The organism is Microvirga brassicacearum, assembly GCF_008757455.1.
GTDB lineage: Bacteria > Pseudomonadota > Alphaproteobacteria > Rhizobiales > Beijerinckiaceae > Microvirga > Microvirga brassicacearum.
In genome coordinates, this window is sequence record NZ_VCMV01000013.1 from 500194 (window position 1) to 521620 (window position 21427).

The window sequence follows — 21427 nt, forward strand, 5'->3', positions numbered from 1 at the left end:
GCGGCCTAAATGGGGGTCACACAGCCGGACAGGTCGTTCAAGCCCTATCCTAACATAGAGTGGAACGCCAAATTCAAGCGTCAGCCTCGTCCGATCTGCTTTGCCCTTACGGCATCGTGCCACCAGGTCGCGGGCGCGCCTGAGCTGAGCTCCGGCTTGGTCGCGGGCCGATCCAATTCGTCCCAATAGGCCAGCCAATCATTGGCCTTGTACCACATGGGCACCCAGTAGAGGCCGGCCCGGAGAACCCGGTCGAGTGCGCGGCATGCCACCACCAGTTCCTGCCGGGTCTTCGCGTTCGCGATCCGCTCCACCAGGGCATCGACTGCTGGGTCGGCGATGCCCGCGATGTTCCGGCTCCCCGGCGTCTTCGCGGCTTGCGAGCCATAGACGATGCGCAGGCTGTCGCCCGGCGTCCCCGCGCCGGAGAGTGCACGACTGGCCATGTCGAAGTCGTATTCGTCCATGCGTCGCTGGTACTGAGCCGCATCGACGATGCGCGAGCGTGCCTCGATCCCAAGCTTCTTGAGGTTGGCCTGAAACGGCTGCGTATGGGGCTGAAGAGCGCTTTGAAAGTCGAGGAACTCGATGGTGAAGGGCTGGCCGTTGGGAAGCTTGAGGATGCTTCCGTCCCGCTTGCATCCTGCCTCGCGCAAAAGCTCGTCGGCGCGCCGCAGCAATCGGCGATCCTGGCCGGATCCGTCGGAGACGGGAGCGGTGTATGGTTCGCCGAAAACCGAGGCTGGAAACGTCTTGCGAAACGGCTCGAGCAGCGCGAGCTCCTCGGGTGACGGAATCCCCTCCGCCTTCATGTCGGTATTCTCGAAATACGACGTCAGGCGCTTGTAGGACCCGTACATGATGTTGGCGTTGGTCCACTCGAAGTCGAACGCGAGGCCGATGGCTTCGCGGATTCGGGGATCCTTGAAGGCGTCGCGCCTGGTGTTGAAATACCAGCCCTGGATCGGCGCAGGTGAATCGTTGGGGATGGTCTCCTTTTTGACCCGCCCCTCGCGCAGAGCCGGAAAATCGTAGCCAGTCGCCCAGATCCGCGAGGTATACTCTTCCTGAAAATTCAGCGTCCCGTTCTTGAAAGCCTCGAAGGCCACAGTCCGGTCGCGGAAATATTCGTAGCGGATGCGATCGAAATTGTTCTGGCCGACATTCACCGGCAGGTCCCTTGCCCAATAATCCGGCACGCGATCCAGCTCGATGAATCGGCCCGGCTCAAACCGTCCCACCTTGTAGGGTCCCGAAGCGAGCGGAGCCTCCAGCGTGGCCGCTTCGAAATCGCGGCCTTGCCAATAGCGCTCCGAAAAGATCGGTATGCTGGCGATCACGAGATGAAGGTCGCGGCTGCGCTCGGGCGAGAAGCGAACGACGAGCAGATCTTCCGTCTCGGCCTCTGCCGCCGCCATCTGCGCCAGGATCGAGCGGTAGATCGGGTGTCCCTTCTCCTTCAGGACAAGCAGAGAGAACGCCACGTCCGCTGCGGTGAGGCGGGAACCATCGTGGAAGCGCGCTTCCGGACGAAGACGGAAGCGATAGGTGAGTCTGTCTTCGGAGGCTTCCGCGCTCTTCGCCACGAGACCATAGACAGCGTCTGGCTCGTCGCCTGAGCCCACCATGAGGGTGTCGAATGTCGCCGGTATTCCCGCGGCTCCGTCGCCCCTGAGGACGAACACATTCAATGTGTTGAACGTGTCGAAGTTCTGGTTGCCGATCGATTGTCTGAGCTGGATTGCCAGCGTTCCGCCCTTGGGTGCGGCCGGGTTCACATAGTCGAAATGTTTGAAGTCGGCGCCGTATTTCAAATCGCCGAAGCTCGACATGCCGTGGACTTCCCCGGTCGAGCCCTGCGCCAAGGCACGGCCCGCGCGAGACGCGACAAAGCTTGCGGCAGCGCCTCCGATGATGACGCCTCTGCGCGTAGGAAAACTCATCGGATGGCTCCTGTTTTCTCGGCCTTCGCCTGATCGAACCACCACACGGTCGGAAAGCCCGAGGCGCCGTAGCGGGGAAGCGTTTCAGGGCGGCTGAAACGGTTCCAACGTGCCGTGCGCTGCATGCCATATGTCCATTGCGGCACCATGTAGTCATGGGCGAGCAGAACCCGGTCAAGTGCCTTGGTGGCCGCCACAAGCTCGGCACGATCACGCGCGAAGATCACCCGGTCGATCAGCGCATCGACGCCGGGATCCGAGATACCCGCGAGATTGCGCGAGCCTTCCCGTTTGGCGGCTTGCGATCCCCAGAATTCGCGCTGCTCGTTGCCCGGGGAAAGCGACTGACCCCAGATTCCCGACACGATGTCGAAGTCGAAAGAGCGCGTTCGGTTCACGTGTTGGACATCGTCGACAATTCGCACCGACGTGACGATACCGAGCCGGTCCAGCGACGATTTGTAGGGGAGAAAAACGCGCTCGTCATTCGGGCTGTCACCGAGAAGTTCGATCGTCAGTGTTTCGCCCTTTGCATTCACGCGCCGGCGGTCCTTCAACTCCCAGCCGGCCTCGCGAAGCAGGCGGTCGGCTTCGCGGAGATTGTTGCGAACGGCCTCGGGCGTTTCTCCGACCGGATTCATGTATGGCTCTGTAAAGACCTTCGCCGGAACCTTGTCGCGAACCGATTCGAGAATCGCCAACTCCTGCCCCTCGGGCAAACCCGAGGAGGCGATGTCAAGGCCGTGGAAGTAGCTCGAGACGCGCTCGTACTGACCCGAGAAGATCGTCTTGCGGATATCCTCGAACGGGAAGGCGAGATTGAGCGCGCGCCGCACACGCGGATCGCTGAACTTCTCCCGCCGGAGATTCAGGACAAACGCCTGCATCACGCCGGAGGCGCGCGCTGGGAATTCCTCGAGGATCACGCGGCCGTCTTCGCGCGCAGGGAAGTTGTAGCCGGTCGCCCAGTTGCGGGCGCTGTTCTCGACGCGAAAGTCGATGCGATCGCCCTTGAACGCTTCCAGCAGCACCGTCGCGTCGCGATAATACTCGTAGCGGATCTCGTCGAAATTGTATTTCCCGACATTCACGTTGAGGGTCTCGCCCCAATAATCTCTCACGCGCTCGTAGGCGGCGTTGCGACCGGCGGCAAAATTCTTGATTCTGTATTGGCCCGACCCGAGGGGCGGCTCAAGCGTCGTCTGCGTCACGTCCCGCTGGCGTCCGTCCGGAGCCGTTCCCTCCCACCAGTGCTTCGGCAGAATCAGAAGCTGCCCCATGATTTGCGGGAGTTCACGATTGCCTGCCTCATCGAAGGTGAACTTGACCTCGCGGTCCCCGATCTTCTCCGCCTTGATCACGTTGCCGTAGTAAAATGCGTAAGTGGGACTGTTCGCTTTCAAAACCTCGAACGAGAAGATCACATCCTCGACCGTGACAGGCTTGCCGTCGTGCCAGCGGGCCTGCGGCCGCATCCGGAATGTGACCGACGAATAATCGTCCGGATAGGAGAACGCCTCCGCCAGCAACCCATAAGAGGCGCTCGGTTCATCGAGGGAGGACGTGGTCAGCGTCTCGTAGATCAACCCGAGGCCCTGTTCCGGTGCGCCTTTCACCCCCGCGACAACGATATTGAAGCTGTCGAACGTGCCTTGAGCGCCGAGGCGCACGAGCCCGCCTTTGGGCGCGTCCGGGTTCACATAGTCGAAGTGTTTGAAGTCAGGAGGGTATTTAGGCGTGTCGAGAAGCGCCGATCCGTGCCGCCACTGGCTGGAGGTCGGCGGCTTGGCCTCCTGCGCGCAGACGGGTGACGCGGCAAGACAGGCAACGATCAGGCCCGGCAGAATGATGCGGATCACAAGATGTCTCCTCTGCCCGACTTCTTTTGGCGGTGCGGTACATTTTTGCGCCCGCGGCGCCGAGCGCAAGGGATAGCGCATAAAAGAAAAACCGGACACAAGGCCCGGCTGTTCATGAAACAAAGGTAAGGCGCCGGATTATTGCGCGGCTGGCAGCGGGGCCGGAGTATCGGACAGGCTCCGAAGATAAGCGAGAATGTCCGCGCGCTCTTGCGCCTGCGCCACGCCCGCGAAGGCCATGATCGTGCCCGGAACGGCCTTTTTGGGAGCGTGGATGAAGTCGTCGAGCGCTTGAAAGGTCCACTCGCCGCCCTTGCCCTTCAGGGCTGCCGAATAGTTGAATCCCTCATGGGAGGCGAGCGTGCGGTCGACAACTCCGTAGAGATTCGGTCCGACCTTGTTGGCGCCGCCCTTCTCGAAGCTGTGACACGCTTGGCATTTCTTGGCCGCCGATGCGCCCTTTGCCGGATCTGCCTTGGCGAGGAGAACGGGGAGCGGCTCCGCGGGAGCGGCGGGTGCACCGGCCCCCCCGACAGCCGCCTGTTCGGGCGCCGGAAGGTCGTATCCTGGAACGGCCGGCCGATGCGGCGAAAACAGGCCCCCGGCGATGACGTTGACGCCGACCACGAAGAGGAGCGAGCCGAAGACTGCGCCCGCGATCTTATTGGTCTCGATATTCATGAATTTAGCTCTCCTCGCCTCAGGAAGACGGCGATCCAGCGCAACGGAAGGGTTTGGCGCGGGCGGTAACCCGCGACCGTGGCGTTGCTTAGCCGCAGAGACGGGGGTTTGACAATGGGGTTTCGCTCGGTCTCGTGGTCGCAGTTCGGAGTTTGGTTCGCCAAAGCGTGCGTGCTATCCGTTCCGGCGTTGTTTCGACCGCGACCATGACAATCCAAAGCCGCCTTGGTATGGAGGCGCGGCCTTTTCTCACACAAAGCACCATGTCCAACCCAGTCATCCTGATCCCCGCCCGCCTGTCGGCGACCCGGCTGCCGAACAAGCCCTTGGCTGATATCGGCGGCGAGCCGATGATCGTGCATGTCTGGCGTCGCGCCATGGAAGCCGGCATCGGACCCGTGGCGGTCGCAACCGATTCCGATGAAATCGCCCGGGCTGTGACGCGGGTCGGCGGTCTTGCCGTCATGACCCGCTCGGATCATGTCTCAGGCTCGGACCGGATCTTCGAAGCTGTGGAAAAGCTCGACCCGACGGGACGGCACGATGTCGTGGTCAACGTGCAGGGCGACTTGCCGACCATCGATCCGTTGGCGATCGCGAGTTCGATCGTTCCGCTTTCGGACGCCGCCGTCGATCTCGCGACCCTGGTTGCCGCGATCCGGCGGGATGACGAGCGGGCCAATCCCAACGTAGTCAAGATGGTGGGCTCGCCCCTGTCGCCGACGCGCTTTCGCGCGCTTTATTTCACGCGTGCGACCGCCCCTTACGGCGAGGGTCCGCTCTACCACCACATCGGCCTGTACGCCTATCGCCGCAAGGCGCTGCAACGCTTTGTCGGCCTGCCGCCGTCGCCGCTCGAGATGCGCGAAAAGCTGGAACAGCTTCGTGCTCTCGAGGCCGGAATGCGCATCGACGCCGTGATCGTCGATGACGTGCCGCTGGGCGTCGATACACCACACGATCTCGAAAGGGCGCGCGAGATGCTGGCGGCCCGGAGAATGCCATGAACAAGGTCATTTCATTCCAGGGCGAACCTGGGGCCAATTCCCATATCGCGTGCGAGGAGGTTGTCCCCGACTGGAAGGTGCTGCCCTCCGCGACATTCGAGGATGCGTTCGCCGCCGTGTCCGAGGGGCAGGCGGGTCTTGCGATGATCCCGATCGAGAATTCGATCGCGGGCCGCGTTGCGGATATTCATCACCTGCTGCCCACTTCCGGCCTCCACATCGTAGGCGAGCACTTCCTGCCGATCCATTTCCAGATGATGGGTCTGCCGGGAACGCGCCTTGAGACCATCAGGAGCGTGCACAGCCACGTTCATGCGCTCGGACAATGCCGCAAGATCATCCGCAAGCTCGGGCTGAAAGCGGTGGTGAGCGGCGATACTGCGGGCTCGGCGCGCGAGGTCGCGGAGTGGGGGGATCCCACCAAGGCGTCCCTCGCGCCCCGCATGGCGGCGGCGATTTACGGCCTTGAAATCCTGGCCGAGGATGTGGAGGACGAGACGCATAACACGACCCGGTTCGTGATCCTGTCGAAGACGCCCAAATGGGCGCCGGCCAAGGACGCGCCGACGGTGACCAGTTTTGTCTTCCGCGTCCGCAACCTCCCGGCGGCGCTCTATAAGGCGCTCGGCGGTTTTGCGACCAACGGCATCAACATGACCAAGCTTGAGAGCTATATGCTCGAAGGCGAATTTCTGGCGACCCAGTTCTACGCCGAGGTGGATGGCCACCCCGAGGATGTCAGCCTGAAACGCGCGCTGGAGGAACTGGAGTTCTTTTCCCGCGAAATGCGGATTCTCGGCGTTTATCCGGCGGATCCGTTTCGCGACAAAGTCAAGGAAGCGGCGGAGTAACGCTTAACGCCGCATCCACTCGAGCAGGAGGTGATGCGCGATCGCGATGGGGGAGGGCGCTGCGAACTCGGTATGCGTCCCATCGAGCATCTGCCCGATATCGTCCTTGGAGAACCAGCGGACGTCTTCGAGCTCCGTCTTGTCGATGACGATGTCGACGGTCTCGGCCTCCCCGGCGCAGCCGATCATCAGCGATGACGGAAACGGCCACGGTTGCGACGCGAGGTAGCGCACCGCGCCGACGCGGATGCCCGCCTCCTCGAAGGTCTCGCGGCGGACTGCATCCTCGACCGTCTCGCCCGGCTCGAGAAATCCTGCGAGGCACGAATAGGTTCTGGATTGGAACCGGGATTGCCGCCCCAGCAGGCACTTGTCGCCGTGCGTCACCAGCATGATCACCACAGGATCGGTGCGCGGGAAATGTTGCGTCTCGCAGGCCGGGCAGTCGCGACGAAAGCCCGCATGCGCCACCATCGTGCGAGCGCCGCAATTGGCGCAGAAGCGGTGGCGTGAATGCCAGTCCAGCATTGATTTCGCCATCGCCAGGAGGCCGAGCTCGCCCTCCGGCACGAGGCCGGAGACCGCGATGGTGCGCAAATCGGTGACCGCGAAGGCCGGGTCGTCGCGGAAGAGATCGGCCGCCTCACCCGACGCCAATGTCGCGACGACGGGCCGATCTCCCAGGGTGCCGAGAAACACCTGCTCGTCATGGCCGTGCAGCCGTTCCAGAATCGAGGAGGGCAGCAGGCAGGTACCCGGCTCACCCGCTTGAAGGATCGGCACGCCTCCCGCCACGAGAATGACCGCGCCATCGCGGTTCTGATGGTGACGCTCGAGAGCTTCGGGATCTCTCTCGGCACTATGGCGGGTGAGGGAGTTCTTGATGTAGCCGAGAGGGGTGTTCATGCGAATCAAGCTGCTGCGAAAAGGCCTGCAGCGCGCTCGATCAGCGCCGTTGCGGCATGGTGGGGATAGGGGGTCTTCGAGCCGTGGCCCCAGACGGGCCCGGGCCAGGCGGGATCCGACAGGAAACGCCCGATAACGTGTACATGAAGCTGCGTCACGATATTGCCGAGCGCTCCCACATTCACCTTATCGGGCTTTGCCAGAGTGGTCATGACCGCCGTTGCCAGCCGGATCTCCCGCATCAACTCCTGCGCCTGCTCGTCGGAAAGATCGGTCAGCTCGCTCATGCCTGCCAGCCGCGGCACGAGAACAAACCATGGAAAACGGGCGTCGTTCAGCAAGAGGACCGAGCAGAGGGACAGGTCTCCGACCGGGATCGTGTCGGCTTCGAGCCGGGAATCAAGTTGAAAATCTGAGGTCATGCAGCCACGTTAGCTGAGCTTTCGGGCCGGTGCCTACCCCAACCTCATCAAGACCCATCATGGGGCTCGTTCCAACTTGCGTTCCGCTATCGAAAACTCCATATAGGCGGCGGGAGGTTGGCGAGGGACGTCTCACTCGCCAACTGGGTCAGGTCCGGAAGGAAGCAGCCCTAACGAGACCGAACGGGTCTTCGTCCAGCCTCCCACCCCGGCGCTTTTCGGGCGTCTCAAATTGATCCCAAAGCACCTTGGCCGATGGACGAAACCGCAGCCGGCACGCCCTTGAATGACGAGCCGGCTCTGCCGGGCTTTCCGCTTGAGCCGCCGGCCGCCGCGGGCTCGCCCTACCGGGTTCTGGCCCGCAAATACCGCCCCCGCACCTTCGAGGACCTCATCGGCCAGGAGGCCATGGTCCGTACCTTGTCGAACGCCTTCGAAACCGGGCGCATTCCGCAAGCATGGATGCTGACCGGGGTACGCGGCGTCGGCAAGACCACGACGGCCCGCATCCTGGCGCGCGGCCTCAATTACCAGAAGGCCGATGGCTCGGGCGCTCCGACCATTCATATGCCGGATCTGGGCCTGCATTGCGAAGCCATCATGGAATCACGTCACGTCGACGTGCTCGAGATGGACGCTGCCTCGCATACCGGCATCGACGACGTTCGCCAGATCATCGACGGCATCCGCTATTCGCCGGTGACGGCGCGCTACAAGGTCTACATCATCGACGAGGTTCACATGCTGTCCGAGAAGGCGTTCAACGCCTTCCTGAAGACGCTCGAAGAGCCGCCGCCGCATGCCAAATTCATCTTCGCCACCACCGAAATCCGCAAGGTTCCCGTCACCATCCTGTCCCGCTGCCAGCGCTTCGATCTGCGCCGGATCGAGGCCGACAAGCTGGTCGCGCATCTGGGACGGATCTGCACATCCGAAGGCGTCCAGGCCGATGCGGAAGCGCTTGCCTCGATTGCCCGTGCGGCCGAGGGCTCGGCACGTGATTCGCTTTCGCTGATGGATCAGGCCATCGCCCATGGCGCTGGCGTCGTCACCGGCGATACCGTTCGCGAAATGTTGGGCCTTGCCGATCGGACGCAGGTTATCGACCTTTTCGAAGCCATCATGCGCGGGGACGTCCCGGCGGCTTTTGCAGGATTGCGCGCGCAATACGACGCGGGGGCCGACCCGGCGGTGATCCTCTCCGATCTCGCCACCTTCTCGCATGTGGTGACCCGTCTCAAGCTCATCCCCGACGCCGCGAAGGATCCGGTGCTTTCCGAAGCCGAGCGCACCCGGGGGCTCGAATACGCCCGGACGCTTTCGGTCCGTTCGCTGTCGCGCGCCTGGCAAATCCTTCTCAAGGGCATCCCCGAGGTACAGGCGTCCAACCGGCCGCTGGCGACAGCCGAGATGGTGCTGGTGCGCCTTGCCTATGCGGCCGATCTGCCGACGCCGGATGAGGCCTTGCGCGCGCTGAAGGACGGCAGCCCGGTCAATGTCGGCGCGCCGCCGAGCGCCCCTTCGCCGCCGCGTCCCGCCGGATCGTCGGTCTCGGGCAACATGGCGCTGGCGACCTCGCAGGCGCGACCGCAGCCGAGGCCGGAACCTGCTCCCGATGCGACGCCCGCAATCCGCCTTCGCCGGTTCGAGGACGTTGTGGCGATGGCCGGCGAGCAGCGCGACATCGTGCTGAAGCGGGCCCTTGAGCGAGACGTGCATCTCGTGCGATTCGAGGAAGGGCATATCGAGTTCAGCCTCGTCGACGGCGCGAATCGAACCGTCGCCAACGACCTCTCCCGCGCTCTCCAGCAATGGACCGGGCAGCGCTGGATGGTGGCCCTGTCGTCGGATGCCGGAGCGCCGACGCTGCACCATCAGGCCGAGACCGTGGAGCGGGAACGCAAGGAGGGGGCGGCGAACCATCCGCTGGTGCAAGCGGTCCTGGCGAAATTCCCGGGCGCCCAGATCGTCAACGTGGTCGACCGCTCGGAAAAGACCGGGGATGGTGGTCCGGCTGATCCGGCGCCTCTCGGGCTCGACGGACAAGACCTCGATGGCGACGACGATCTGTAAGATCTAAGGAGACGATGCGATGCGCGACATGATGGGTTTGATGAAACAGGCTCAGGCCATGCAGCAGAAGCTGCAGGACGCACAGGCCGAGCTCGAGACCATCGAAGTCGAAGGGACCGCCGGCGGCGGCGTCGTTCTCGTCAAAGTGTCGGGGAAGGGCGCCCTCAAGGCGATCAGCATCGATCCGTCGCTCCTGAACGCCGACGAGAAGGAGATCCTCGAGGATCTTATCGTCGCGGCCATGAACGATGCGCGGACCAAGGCCGACCGGGTGACGCAGGACCGCATGGCGGATCTCACCAAGGGTCTGCCGCTCCCGCCCGGCCTGAAGCTGTTCTGAGGGCTTGATGGCGCAATCCGTTGCCGGCCCCGAGATCGAGCGTCTAATTCAGCTACTGGCGCGCCTGCCAGGCCTCGGACCGCGCTCCGCGAGGCGCGCGGCCCTTCATCTCATCAAGAAACGCGATACGCTGCTGACGCCGTTGAGCGACGCGATGCGGGTGGCGAGCGAGCGCATCATCGTCTGCTCGACCTGCGGCAACGTCGATACCGCCGATCCCTGCACCATCTGCCGCGACCAGCGCCGCGATCCGTCGATTCTCGTGGTGGTGGAGGACGTGTCGGATCTCTGGGCGCTGGAGCGATCCGGCGCCGTCACCGCGCGCTATCATGTGTTGGGCGGCGTTCTCTCGCCCCTCGACGGGATCCGCCCCGAGCATCTGAATTTCGACCGCCTAGTGGCGCGGGCGTCCGACGCCGAGGTCTCCGAGATCATTCTGGCGCTGAATGCCACGGTCGACGGCCAGACGACGGCGCATTACATCACCGAACTTCTGGCTCACCTGCCGGTGAAAGTGACCAAACTGGCCCACGGCGTGCCAGTGGGCGGCGAACTCGACTATCTTGACGAGGGAACGCTCTCTGCGGCAATCCGCCAGCGCACGAGCTTCTGACGACGGATCGCGAGGCGCACCATCAGGGTGACAGGCCGCGGAGCGGTTGCTAAGCAAGGGTTTCGCCACCCTTTGCGCAACCCGCTTCTTCGAGTTCTCCATGCAACATCATGATCTTGCCGCAACCATCGACACCGCCTGGGAAGACCGGGCCAACGTGAACGTGTCCATTAGGGGCGCGGTCCGAGATGCGGTCGAAATGTCGCTCCAACTGCTCGATTCCGGCAAGGCACGCGTGGCGGAGAAGGTCGCGGACGAGTGGCAGGTGCGCCAATGGCTGAAGAAGGCCGTGCTGCTGTCGTTTCGCCTAAACGACATGGCGGTGATCAAGGGCGGCCCTGGCGACGCCGTGTGGTGGGACAAGGTTCCGTCGAAATTCGACGGCTGGTCCGCCGGCGAGTTCACGGCTGCGGGCTTTCGCGCGGTCCCCAACTGCACCGTGCGGCGCGGCGCCTATATCGCGCCCGGCGTAGTGCTGATGCCGTCCTTCGTCAATCTCGGCGCCTATGTGGACGAGGGCACGATGGTCGATACCTGGGCCACGGTCGGATCCTGCGCGCAGATCGGCAAGCACGTTCACCTATCGGGCGGCGTCGGCATCGGCGGTGTTCTGGAGCCGCTGCAAGCCAATCCCACCATCATCGAGGACAATTGCTTCATCGGTGCGCGCTCCGAGGTGGTTGAGGGTGTGGTCGTCGGCGAGGGCTCGGTGCTCTCCATGGGCGTCTTCATCAGTGCTTCGACAAAAATCATCGACCGCAGCACCGGCGAGGTCTTCGTCGGACGCGTGCCGCCTTACTCGGTTGTCGTGCCGGGCTCGCTCCCCGGAAAGTCGCTGCCCGATGGCAGCCCTGGCCCTTCGCTTTATTGCGCCGTCATCGTGAAACGTGTGGACGCACAGACGCGGGCCAAGACGGCGATCAACGAATTGTTGCGCGACTGAGATCATGGACACCACGGCCCTCGCCCTCGCCCAGTCGCTCTTGCGCTGCCCCTCCGTAACGCCGGACGAAGGCGGTGCTCTCGCGTTCATCGAATCGGTGCTGCGGGACGCCGGTTTCGAGGTGCATCGGCCGATCTTCTCCGAGCCCGGCACGCCCGACGTCGAGAATCTCTATGCCCGCTATGGGATTGGTGAGCCGTATCTGCTCTTCGCCGGTCACACGGACGTCGTGCCGCCCGGCGATGCGGCGCGCTGGCGGCATGATCCGTTCAGTGGGGTGATCGACGGCGGCGAGCTCTATGGCCGCGGCGCGGTCGACATGAAAGGCGGGATCGCCTGCATGATGGCGGCTGCGCTCGAATTCCTCGCGGTTCAGCCCGATTTCAAAGGCTCCATCGGCTTCCTGATCACCGGCGACGAAGAGGGGCCGGCGGTCAACGGCAGCGTCAAGCTTCTCGAATGGGCGAGGGCGCGCGGCGAGCGGTTCGATCACTGCATCCTTGGCGAGCCGACCAATCCCAACCAACTCGGCGACATGATCAAGATCGGGCGCCGCGGCTCGCTGACCGGCCGCATCGTCGTGGAGGGCAAGCAGGGCCACGTGGCCTATCCGCATCTGGCCGAAAACCCGATTCCCAGCATGATGCGCCTGCTCAACGGTCTCCTGCGCGATCCCCTCGATGCGGGTACGGAGCATTTCGACGCGTCCAACCTCGAAGTCACCACCTTCGACGTCGGCAACCCCGCCGCCAACGTGATCGCCGCGCAGGCGCGCGCGACGTTCAACGTCCGTTTCAACGATATCTGGACGCCTGAGAGCCTCGGCCACGAGATTGATCGGCGTCTGCGGGAAGCGGCCGGCAACCAAGTGCGCTACGAACTGGTTCTGGAGCCGACCAACGCGGTCGCGTTTCTCACGCCTCCCAACGATTTTGTCGGCTTTGTCGCCGACGCAATCGAGGCTGAGACCGGCCATAAACCAAGGCTGTCCACCACCGGCGGTACGTCGGATGCGCGTTTCATCGTCCGGCATTGCCCGGTGGTCGAGTTCGGGCTTGTCGGGCAGACCATGCATCAGGTCGACGAGCGGGTCGCCGTTGCCGATCTCGACCGCCTTGCAGCAATCTACCGCCGGATTCTCGATACCTATTTTGCGTCGGCTGATCGCACGACTGTCTTCGACTAAAGTTTAACCTTGGGGGAACGATTTCCGACGGACGCTGGTTGGCCGTTGAGAATGTCGCCTTTGAGGGATCGCCCGATGATCGTAACGGCCGAAGAGGTCAATCGCTCGTTCCGCGGTACGCTGGAACTCCTTCACAACCGGGTCGAGGGCCTCCGGGCGTTCGATATGAGCGAACGGGGGTTCTGGCACTCGTTCGAGGCGATCCTTCTCACCCTCCCGGCCTTCATCGTGTCTTTGGCGCTTGAGCGGCTCCGGCTCGGATTTCGGCTGGCGGAAAGCTCTCTCTTCGACAGCGTCTGGATCGATCTGGTGGTGGGCCTCGGGCATGTGGCGAGTTTCATTGCTCTTCCGGTCGCAATGATCTGGCTCTCCCGCGCGCTCGGCCTCACATCACGCTACGTGCCGTTCGTCATCGTGATGAACTGGATCTCGGTCGCCGGTATGCTGGTCATGTCGATGCCGGCTCTTCTTCTGTTGATCGGGTGGGCGCCGCCGCCACTGGCCGGATTGTTTACGCTCGCGTTTTTCGTGATCGTCGTTCGGGCGCAATGGTTTGCCACGAAGATGACCCTCGGCGTACCCAACATCCTCGCGCTGGCGATCGTCAGTCTCGGCCTGGTGCTCAACCTGCTCATCGGCGCGTCCACCCGGGCTCTGCTGGCCTAGGTCCGATAATCGACGCCGATCAGATAAAGCCCGGTGGATGGCGCCATGGGACCGCAGCGGGTTCTGTCACGAGCGTCGAGGGCCGCGCGAACCTGATCCACCGACCAGCGGCCGACCCCCACGCGCTCGAGAGTTCCGACGATGGACCGCACCTGATGGTGCAGGAAGGAGCGGGCCGAGGCATGGACCCGGATCTCCTCGCCGATTCTTTCCACATCAAGCCGGTCGAGCGTGCGGATCGGGCTGTTGGCCTGGCATTCGGACGCGCGGAAGGTGGTGAAGTCGTGCTGCCCCAGAAGAGACTGTGCTGCCTCATGCATCTTAGCCGCATCGAGAGGCCACGCGACGTGCCACACACGGTTAGCCTCCAGCGCCGGCGGGGCGCGGCGGTTCACGATGCGATAAACGTAGTGGCGCTTGATGGCGGACAGGCGCGCGTGAAAGCCATCCGGGACAGCCTGCGCGGCGAGAACCGACACGGGCAGGGCCTTGAGATAGGCGTTCGTGGCGTCCCGCACCGTATCGGCACGCCAGTCCTTTGCCAGGTCCACATGAGCAACCTGAGACGTCGCATGGACGCCGGCGTCGGTGCGGCCGGCGCAGTGGATGCGCACCTTCTCGCCCGAAAATCGCTCGATTGCCTCCTCGATGACCTGCTGCACCGACAAGCCATTGGTTTGATACTGCCAGCCGTTGAAGGGCGTTCCGTCATATTCGACGACGAGCTTGTACCGCGGCATGTCAGGACAATCCAGTGAAGGCATCCGCATAGACGACGGCGCCGCGCGCCCCGGTTGCCTTTGCCGACAGGTGAAGTGCCTGGAGATAAGGCCCGTCATAAGGGGTCTTCAGCGCCCGGGCGGCCTCAGTGGTGAATCCGAAGCGGCCGTAATAGGCGGGCTCGCCAAGGACCAGCACCAGATCGAACCCTGCCTCCCGCAATTGCCGCAGGGCTTCCTCGATAAGCTCCGTTCCGATTCCGCTATTCTGGTGTCCGGGGAGCACCGCGAGCGGCCCCAATGCGCAGGCTTTCAGCTGCGGAGCGTCCTTCAGATGGAGGGGAGAGAAGGCCACATGCCCGACCGGTTTCTCGCGCGTGCCGACCAGAGACAGCGTCAGGTCGCCCTCGCGCCGCAACCGGTCGATGAGATCGGCCTCCGCGTTGCTCTTGAAAGCGACAGCGACCATGGAGCGAATGGCCGCTTCATCGGAATGTTCTTCCGGGCGGATATGCAGGCCGACGCTCATATGAGCGTGGCTCCGGCACCGAGTCTGACGCCGCGTAGAAATTCGGCCCCCGTCACCGGGCCTTTGCCGGCGCGTTGCACCTGCAGCAAGCGCAGCGCACCCGTGCCGCAGGCGACGAGCCCCTGATCGTCCAGCAGGAGGCCGGGCTCCCCGCCGCCTTCCTCGACGCGGGTCCGCAGAACTTTCACGCGTTCCGTGCCCTTGCCGAAATCCGCCAGAAAATATGCGGTGGGGAAAGGCGACAAGCCGCGCACATGGTCGTGCAGGGATTGCGAGGACCGAGACCACTCGATCAGCGATTCCTCGTTGCGCAGCTTGTGCGCATAGGTCACGCCGGCCTCGGGTTGGGGTGTGAAGCCGAGGCCGCCGCGCGACAGGGCAGCAAGCGCCCGCACCATCAGGTCCGCGCCGAGCCCCATCAGGCGGTCGTGAAGTTCGCCGGCAGTCATGTCCGGGGTGATGGCGACACGTTCGGTCATGGCGACCGGGCCGGTATCGAGGCCCTGTTCCATCTTCATGACAGCGATCCCGGTCTCGACATCGCCTGCCATGATCGCCCGCTGGATCGGCGCCGCGCCGCGCCAGCGGGGAAGAAGCGACGCATGAAGATTCAGGCAGCCGAGTTGAGGGGCGTCGAGGATGGAGGCGGGCAGCAGCATGCCATAAGCCACCACGACGGCGACGTCCGCCTCGTGATCGCGAAAGGTCGCGCTCGCCTCCCCGGTGCGAAGTGTCACGGGATTGAATACCGGCAGCCCGAACTGGTCCGCCATCCGGTGAACCGGCGAGGGCTTGAGTTCCATGCCGCGTCCGGCAGCAGCCGGCGGGCGGGTATAGACCGCAACCACGTCGTGGCCTTGGCCGACGATCTCCGCCAGGGTCGGGACCGCGAAATCCGGCGTTCCCATGAAGACGACCCGGAGGTTCATGCGCCGCTTGCCTCGCGCTTGGCCACCTTCTTGAATTTGGTCATCACCCGGTCCCGCTTCAGTTTCGACAGGTAATCGATGAACAGGACGCCGTTCAGGTGGTCGATCTCATGCTGCACACAGGTCGCCAGCAGGTCTGCGGCCTCCTGCTCGATCGTCTCGCCCTGCAGGTTCATGTAGCGAAAGCGCACACGGGCGGGGCGCTCGACCTCCTCGTAATATTCGGGAATCGACAGGCAGCCTTCCTCATAGGTGCTGGTCTCCTCGGAGGCGGAGAGAATTTCCGGGTTGATGAGCACCATCGGCTGGGGCTCGGTCTCGGATTTCGACACATCCATGGTGACCATCCGCACGGGAACGCCGACCTGAATGGCCGCGAGGCCCACGCCGGGGGCATCATACATGGTTTCGAGCATGTCGTCCGCAAGCCGCCGGACCTCGTCGGTCACCGCCGTGATCGGCTTGGAAACGAGGCGGAGCTTGGAATCCGGAAGGATGATGAGGGGTCTTATGGTCATGATTGCCGGAGATAAGCATTTGGCTCGGGATGGTCAAATCGTTCGTCTTATGTTCGGATGGCAGCGTCAACTGGAATGCTCCGATTCATGAACGATATCGCCCTCGCTGCCGGCTCCTTCTCTCTCACTTGGGGAGAGGCTGCGATCACCATGGCGGTGGCGAGCCTTGGGCTTCTGATGGTTCTGACAATCCTCCTCCTGCGGTCGCGACGGGAGCGGGAGGTTGAGGCTGCTGTTTCCGCCGAACGGGCCCGGGAAATTGACGACAAGGTCGCCGAAATGACCCGCCTGCAGGCCGAGATGACCGGGCGGATGCAAACCGTCGCGGAGGTCTTCGGAACGCGCCAGAATGATTTCGTGCGCATGATCTCGGAGCGTATCGACGGGTTGCAGCATCGGGTCGGGCAGGGGCTGGAGACGACGAGCCGCCATCAGAACGAAAACCTGTCGAAGCTTCACGAGCGTCTGGCGGTCATCGATGCGGCGCAGCAGAACCTGAAGGATCTCACCGGAGAAATCGTCGGCCTCAAGGATGTGCTGTCAAACAAGCAGAGCCGTGGCGCCTATGGGCAGGGGCGCATGGAGGCGATCATCCGCGACGGGCTGCCGAATGGCGCATTCGCGTTCCAGCCGACCTTGTCGAACCGGACACGCCCCGACTGCCTCGTGCACCTGCCCGGGGACGAGCGCGGCCTCGTCGTCGACGCCAAGTTCCCGCTGGAAGGATTTACGCAGTTTCGCGACGCGAAGGGCGAAGAGGCACGCATCCGCGCGGCCGCCAAGGTTCGCAGCGACATGCTCGTCCACGTGAAGGATATGGCGGACAAATATTTCATTCCGGGCGAGACGCAGGACATGGCGATGATGTTCGTGCCGGCGGAATCCATCTATGCGGATCTCTCAGAGCATTTCGACGATGTCGTGCAGAAAGCACACCGAGCCCGCATCGTGATCGTGTCACCCTCGTTGCTGGCAATGGCCATTCAGGTGATGCAGGCGCTCGTGCGAGATGCGCGTATTCGCGAGGAAGGTCGCGTCATCCAGATCGAAGTTCAGAAGCTTGTCGAGGATGTGGAACGGCTCGACACACGCGTGACCAAACTCGCCACGCACTTCCAGCAGGCGCAGGACGATATTTCGCAGGTGCGCATTTCCACTGACAAGATCGTCAAGCGGGGGCGTTCGATCGACACGCTCGAATTCGAGGACGGCGAATCCGCCGCCAAGGTCGAATTGCTGCGCTTGCAGGGGCGCAACCTCCGAGCCGTTGACTAGCGCTGCCGCCGTCGCGGAGGCCTCTCTCAATCGGCCCACTGAGCGGAACTGCTCGCGCGTCACGACGTTCTCTAGACGCAATGCGAAGCCTCGATCAGCACGATGTGCTCGCCGTTCGTTCCACTCCAGCATGAAGGAAACGCGCCATGGGTCTTTTTTCTAAAGACATCAAAACGTTGGACGACCTTTTCATTCATACGCTTCAGGACATTTATTACGCCGAGCAGCAGATCACGAACGCGCTCCCTGATATGGTCGAAAAGGCCAGCGATCCACAGTTGAAACAGGCTTTTCAGACGCATCTTGGCGAGAGCGAGCAGCACGTCAAAATGGTCGAGCAGGTCTTCCGCATGCATGGGCACGATCCCCAGGGCGTTACCTGCCCGGCAATCGACGGCATCATCGATGAAGCTCAGGACATTGCCGGCGACGTGGAAGATCCGGAGGTTCTCGACGCCGCGCTTCTTGCAGCCGCGCAGGCTGTCGAACATTACGAGATCACGCGCTATGGCACGTTAGTCGCCTGGGCGAAACAACTGGGCCGTGACGATTGCGCCGGTGTGCTTCATCAGATCCTCGAGCAGGAGAAGGCCACCGATCAGAAGCTGACGCGGATCGCCGAGAGCAAGATCAACACGAAGGCTGCCTGACGCCAGAATGCTGGTCTCTGCCACTTGGAATGAAGCCTCCCCGCGGAAACGGGGAGGCTTCATTTTTTTGTCGGTGGGTGGTTCAGATGACGAAGAAATCGGCGGCCGTCAGGGACAGTCCCTTCTTCAAGACCGCGAAATCCGTGGCCTTCGCCGTGCCCGAGCCGTCGGCGTCATAGGACAGGACGCCCTTCTTCTTGTTGTAGATGACGTAGTCGTTTTTATCCTTCGGCTTGTCGAGCGCAAAAAAGGCCTTGTTCAGCTTGCCGGGCTTGAGCGGCGTGCCTTTGCCGATCTTCTTGAAGATCGCGTTGTCGAGCTGGATGCTGTCATCCTTGACGCTGAAGTCCGTTATCTTGTCGAGATTAGTCTTCTTGTTCAGCTTGGTCTCGAACACGAAAATGTCTTTGCCCTTGCCGCCGGTCAGCAGGTCGTTGCCGTCCATGCCCGCCAGCTTGTTTCTGCCGGCATTGCCGATGATCGCGTTGATTGCCTCGTTGCCACCGAGATTGATCGAGGCGCCTCCGGCATTGGCCACCAGCTTCTCGACCGATGCTCCGGCGGTGAGATTGAAGCTTGCGCTGGCGGTGACGCTATCCGTACCTTCGCCGGCGCTTTCCAGCACAACATCAAAGGCGTTGTCGACGACGTAGACGTCATTGCCTGATCCGCCCTTCAGCTGGTCGGCGCCCGTTCCACCATCCAGGACGTCGTTGCCGCCTTCTGCCCGAAGATCGTCATTGCCCGTGCCGCCGTTAAGAACGTCGCTGCCGTCGCCGGATTCATTGATCGTATCGTCACCGTCTCCGCCATAAACGATATCGTTGCCTGTCGCGCCATTGAGTTGATCGCGACCTGCGCCGCCATCGATGACATTGTTTCCGTCGTTGCCGAACATCGTGTTGTCGAGCGCGTTGCCGGTGCCGCTGATGTTGCCGGCGCCATTCTCCATGGCGAGATATTCCAGATTGGCTGCGAGCGTGTAGTTGGCCCTGGTGATAACGCGATCGAAGGAGCCGCCGCCGGCTAACTCAGTCACCATATCGCTAGTGGAATCGACGATGTAGAGATCGTCTCCGGTGCCACCGACCATGATGTCGTCACCGCCGCCGCCGATCAACGTATCGGAACCGGCATCGCCCGTGAGGGTGTTCCGGCCGCTATTGCCGACGATGAGGTTGTCGCCCGTGTTACCGGTGGCATTGAAATCGCGCGTGCCCGTTACCGTGACACTCTCGAGGAATGCCCCGAGCGTGTAGGCATTCGCCGCGTAGGCGGCGGTGATCTCAATCGTGTCGGTACCTTCAAGTGCAAATTCTTCGATGATGTCAGCATCATCGATCACGTAAGTATCGTTGCCGAGGCTGCCCGCGAGAGTGTCCGCACCGACACCGCCGTTCAGCCTGTTACTTCCGTCGTTGCCGATGATCTGGTTGTCGAGGTCATTGCCGGTGCCGTCGATGTTGCCATGATCGGCCAGTTCCAGTCTTTCGAACTCGCCGTCGCCGAGAGTGTAGCTGATGGACGCAACCACCAGATCTATACCTTCGCCGACAAGCTCCGTCAGTGTACCGTCCGTATCGTCAACAAGATAGATGTCGTCGCCCTGCCCACCTTCCAGCGTGTCAGCCCCTCCGCAGCCTTTGAGCGTATCGTTGCCCGCACCACCGACGATGCTGTTGACACCGGTGTTGCCATAGAGCGCGTTGGCGTCATTGTTCCCTGTAAGATTGTGATCGTCCTCGTCGAACAAAATAACTTGTTCGATATGGGCGTACTCAGTCAAATTCAGATCGATGTCGATCGTCGAGAATATTGTGTCAGCCCCTTCATTGGCATTTTCAGTCACGACCGTGCTGGCGTCGTTGATATAATATGTGTCGTTGCCTTGACCGCCGGCCAGTTCATCCAAACCGCCGCCGCCGTCGAGGACATCGTCGCCCAATCCGCCAAATATGAAGTTGTTGTCACTGTTCCCGACGAGGATATTCGCGAGGCCGTTGCCGGTGAGATCCAAGTTTCCCGGCCCGGTGAGCATCGCGTCTTCGACATTGGAGAATGCGACCAAGCTCAGGTCCAGGCTAATCGAGGCAAAGACCGTATCGGCTCCTTCGCCCTCGGCCTCAATAATGAGATCACCCGAGTCGTCGACATGATAAAGGTCGCTGCCGCCACCGCCCTCGAGCGTGTCTGCCCCAACCCCTCCATCGAGGACGTCTTTGCCAGCGCCTCCGATCAGGCTATCTGCACCATCCCCGCCGTTGAGCGTGTCTAAGCCGTCCCCACCTAAGATGCTGTTATTTCCACTGTTCCCGGTGATGGTGTTATTGAGCTCGTTTCCGATTGCGCTTGCATTCGGGTTATTCGGTATTTCCGGGATCGTTAAATCGAGCTCGCCGGGTTCCAGCGTGTAGATATTGGTGAAGGGATTGTAATCGACCACGGCAGCACCCTGTATGATGTGATAACATACCATACAGGAGGATCTTGGCCGATCAATAGGCTTTCGCCGAGAGCTATCATGCCGCCTTTAGGCGTGAAATCTAGCGTGCCACGCATTCCCTTAGGAAATCCGCCAGATCATCCGTCACGTAGTCGATATGCGGCGTCCTGACCGCTTCCTGCTCGAACTCTTCGCGGAAAGGATCGACGGTCTGGGGCACGATCAGGGTCGTGGTCATTCCCAGTTCGTAAGGAACCACCAAGTTCTTGGCGATGTCCTCGAACATGGCCGAGCGGGCCGGTTCCACCGCGTGCTTCTCCAGGAACGTCTCGTAGGCGCGCCGGTCCGGCTTGGGAACGAAATTGGCGGCGGCGATGTCGAAGATATCCTCGAAACGGTCGAGAATCCCGAGCTTCCGCGCGACGTTCTCGGCATGCTTTCGTGAGCCGTTGGTGAGGATCAGCTTGCGGCCGGGAAGCTTCTCGATCGCCTCGCCCAGGCTGGCATTGAGCTCGATGCCCGCATGGTCGATGTCGTGTGCGAAATCAAGAAAGTCATAAGGATCGATGTCGTGCTCATCGATCAGTGCCCGCAGGGTCGTGCCGTACTTGTGATAGAAATACTTCTGGAGCGCCCGCGCCGAGAGACCGTCGATCCCATACAGGTTGGCAATGTAGAGCGTGATGCGCTCGTCGACCTGAGGCCAGATCAAGGACGTATGCGGGTAGAGCGTATTGTCGAGATCGAAGATCCACGTGTCCACATGCGAGAACGGTCGGGAATCCGAGGCAGTCAATGTGTGTCCGTCGACAGGGAGGGCTCTCATGGTATCCAAAGATGACAATGGGGCCGCCGGGGCCCCACTGTTTCAATA

At 62.4% G+C, this 21427-nt stretch carries 21 protein-coding genes and 1 other RNA gene; 11 read left to right on the top strand and 11 right to left on the bottom strand.

Translation table 11 applies throughout. The features are described 5' to 3' along the window. Nucleotides 1–80 precede the first annotated feature (80 nt). The 3 genes from FEZ63_RS09905 to FEZ63_RS09915 all read right to left on the bottom strand — a co-directional run bounded on the left by FEZ63_RS09905 (nucleotide 81) and on the right by FEZ63_RS09915 (nucleotide 4483). Complete coding sequence (locus FEZ63_RS09905; RefSeq protein ID WP_150943801.1) at nucleotides 81–1943, bottom strand: extracellular solute-binding protein; 1863 nt, start codon at nucleotides 1941–1943, stop codon at nucleotides 81–83. Continuing rightward, a complete protein-coding gene (locus FEZ63_RS09910; RefSeq protein ID WP_244622727.1) occupies nucleotides 1940–3802 on the bottom strand; it encodes an extracellular solute-binding protein in 1863 nt (620 codons plus the stop codon). Before FEZ63_RS09910 ends, FEZ63_RS09905 begins: the two co-directional genes overlap by 4 nt. 138 nt (nucleotides 3803–3940) lie before the next feature. Beyond that, nucleotides 3941–4483: a c-type cytochrome gene (locus tag FEZ63_RS09915; RefSeq protein ID WP_150943805.1), complete on the bottom strand. Its 543-nt coding sequence runs from the start codon at nucleotides 4481–4483 to the stop codon at nucleotides 3941–3943. A gap of 263 nt (nucleotides 4484–4746) precedes the next feature. On the opposite strand from FEZ63_RS09915, the gene FEZ63_RS09920 reads away from it, so the two are divergent. Further along, nucleotides 4747–5490, top strand: coding sequence for a 3-deoxy-manno-octulosonate cytidylyltransferase (locus FEZ63_RS09920; protein ID WP_150943807.1), 744 nt, complete (start codon nucleotides 4747–4749; stop codon nucleotides 5488–5490). Then, nucleotides 5487–6341 (top strand): prephenate dehydratase, encoded by an 855-nt coding sequence (locus FEZ63_RS09925; protein ID WP_150943809.1) that lies wholly within the window; start codon nucleotides 5487–5489, stop codon nucleotides 6339–6341. The genes FEZ63_RS09920 and FEZ63_RS09925 overlap by 4 nt, the downstream gene beginning before the upstream one ends. 3 nt (nucleotides 6342–6344) lie before the next feature. On the opposite strand, the gene nudC is transcribed toward FEZ63_RS09925, so the two are convergent. Both nudC and FEZ63_RS09935 read right to left on the bottom strand, forming a co-directional pair. Then, nucleotides 6345–7247 carry an NAD(+) diphosphatase gene (gene nudC / locus FEZ63_RS09930; RefSeq protein WP_150943812.1) on the bottom strand — a complete coding sequence of 301 codons (903 nt, stop codon included), beginning with the start codon at nucleotides 7245–7247 and terminating at the stop codon, nucleotides 6345–6347. A gap of 5 nt (nucleotides 7248–7252) precedes the next feature. Beyond that, complete coding sequence (locus FEZ63_RS09935; RefSeq protein WP_150943814.1) at nucleotides 7253–7669, bottom strand: HIT domain-containing protein; 417 nt, start codon at nucleotides 7667–7669, stop codon at nucleotides 7253–7255. Between the two features lie 111 nt (nucleotides 7670–7780). On the opposite strand from FEZ63_RS09935, the gene ffs reads away from it, so the two are divergent. The 7 genes from ffs (at nucleotide 7781) to FEZ63_RS09970 (ending at nucleotide 13490) form a co-directional block, all read left to right on the top strand. After that, an RNA gene (ffs, locus tag FEZ63_RS09940) (signal recognition particle sRNA small type) lies at nucleotides 7781–7877 on the top strand. A gap of 47 nt (nucleotides 7878–7924) precedes the next feature. Continuing rightward, a complete protein-coding gene (locus FEZ63_RS09945; RefSeq protein ID WP_150943816.1) occupies nucleotides 7925–9742 on the top strand; it encodes a DNA polymerase III subunit gamma/tau in 1818 nt (605 codons plus the stop codon). Between the two features lie 19 nt (nucleotides 9743–9761). After that, on the top strand, nucleotides 9762–10082 hold the full coding sequence (locus FEZ63_RS09950; protein ID WP_150943818.1) for a YbaB/EbfC family nucleoid-associated protein: 321 nt from the start codon (nucleotides 9762–9764) through the stop codon (nucleotides 10080–10082). A gap of 7 nt (nucleotides 10083–10089) precedes the next feature. Then, nucleotides 10090–10695, top strand: a complete 606-nt coding sequence (gene recR, locus FEZ63_RS09955; RefSeq protein WP_150943820.1) for a recombination mediator RecR — start codon at nucleotides 10090–10092, stop codon at nucleotides 10693–10695. A gap of 100 nt (nucleotides 10696–10795) precedes the next feature. Next, entirely contained in the window at nucleotides 10796–11638 is an 843-nt protein-coding gene (gene dapD, locus FEZ63_RS09960; RefSeq protein ID WP_150943822.1) for a 2,3,4,5-tetrahydropyridine-2,6-dicarboxylate N-succinyltransferase, read from the top strand. A 4-nt stretch (nucleotides 11639–11642) separates the two neighbouring features. Continuing rightward, on the top strand, nucleotides 11643–12824 hold the full coding sequence (gene dapE / locus FEZ63_RS09965) for a succinyl-diaminopimelate desuccinylase (RefSeq protein ID WP_150943824.1): 1182 nt from the start codon (nucleotides 11643–11645) through the stop codon (nucleotides 12822–12824). Nucleotides 12825–12899: 75 nt separating this feature from the next. Further along, the gene (locus tag FEZ63_RS09970) at nucleotides 12900–13490 is read left to right on the top strand and encodes an ABC transporter permease family protein (protein WP_150943826.1); all 591 of its coding nucleotides are present in this window, start codon (nucleotides 12900–12902) and stop codon (nucleotides 13488–13490) included. Here FEZ63_RS09970 and truA read toward each other — a convergent pair. Genes truA through def form a run of 4 tightly spaced genes read right to left on the bottom strand, consistent with a single transcriptional unit; the run spans nucleotide 13487 to nucleotide 16185 of the window. Continuing rightward, nucleotides 13487–14230, bottom strand: a complete 744-nt coding sequence (truA, locus tag FEZ63_RS09975; RefSeq protein ID WP_150943827.1) for a tRNA pseudouridine(38-40) synthase TruA — start codon at nucleotides 14228–14230, stop codon at nucleotides 13487–13489. The genes FEZ63_RS09970 and truA overlap by 4 nt on opposite strands. Before the next feature lies 1 nt (nucleotide 14231). Next, nucleotides 14232–14738, bottom strand: coding sequence for a GNAT family N-acetyltransferase (locus tag FEZ63_RS09980; RefSeq protein ID WP_150943830.1), 507 nt, complete (start codon nucleotides 14736–14738; stop codon nucleotides 14232–14234). After that, nucleotides 14735–15667, bottom strand: a complete 933-nt coding sequence (gene fmt / locus FEZ63_RS09985; RefSeq protein ID WP_150943832.1) for a methionyl-tRNA formyltransferase — start codon at nucleotides 15665–15667, stop codon at nucleotides 14735–14737. The genes FEZ63_RS09980 and fmt overlap by 4 nt, the downstream gene beginning before the upstream one ends. Beyond that, the gene (gene def / locus FEZ63_RS09990) at nucleotides 15664–16185 is read right to left on the bottom strand and encodes a peptide deformylase (RefSeq protein WP_150943834.1); all 522 of its coding nucleotides are present in this window, start codon (nucleotides 16183–16185) and stop codon (nucleotides 15664–15666) included. Before def ends, fmt begins: the two co-directional genes overlap by 4 nt. An 87-nt stretch (nucleotides 16186–16272) precedes the next feature. On the opposite strand from def, the gene FEZ63_RS09995 reads away from it, so the two are divergent. Beyond that, a complete protein-coding gene (locus tag FEZ63_RS09995; protein ID WP_150943836.1) occupies nucleotides 16273–17460 on the top strand; it encodes a DNA recombination protein RmuC in 1188 nt (395 codons plus the stop codon). Nucleotides 17461–17606: 146 nt separating this feature from the next. Continuing rightward, on the top strand, nucleotides 17607–18110 hold the full coding sequence (locus FEZ63_RS10000; RefSeq protein WP_150943837.1) for a YciE/YciF ferroxidase family protein: 504 nt from the start codon (nucleotides 17607–17609) through the stop codon (nucleotides 18108–18110). Nucleotides 18111–18192: 82 nt separating this feature from the next. Here FEZ63_RS10000 and FEZ63_RS10005 read toward each other — a convergent pair whose 3' ends face one another. Next, complete coding sequence (locus FEZ63_RS10005) at nucleotides 18193–20553, bottom strand: calcium-binding protein (protein ID WP_162419720.1); 2361 nt, start codon at nucleotides 20551–20553, stop codon at nucleotides 18193–18195. Between the two features lie 100 nt (nucleotides 20554–20653). Further along, nucleotides 20654–21379 carry a pyrimidine 5'-nucleotidase gene (locus FEZ63_RS10010; RefSeq protein ID WP_150943841.1) on the bottom strand — a complete coding sequence of 242 codons (726 nt, stop codon included), beginning with the start codon at nucleotides 21377–21379 and terminating at the stop codon, nucleotides 20654–20656. Between the last annotated feature and the right edge of the window lie 48 nt (nucleotides 21380–21427).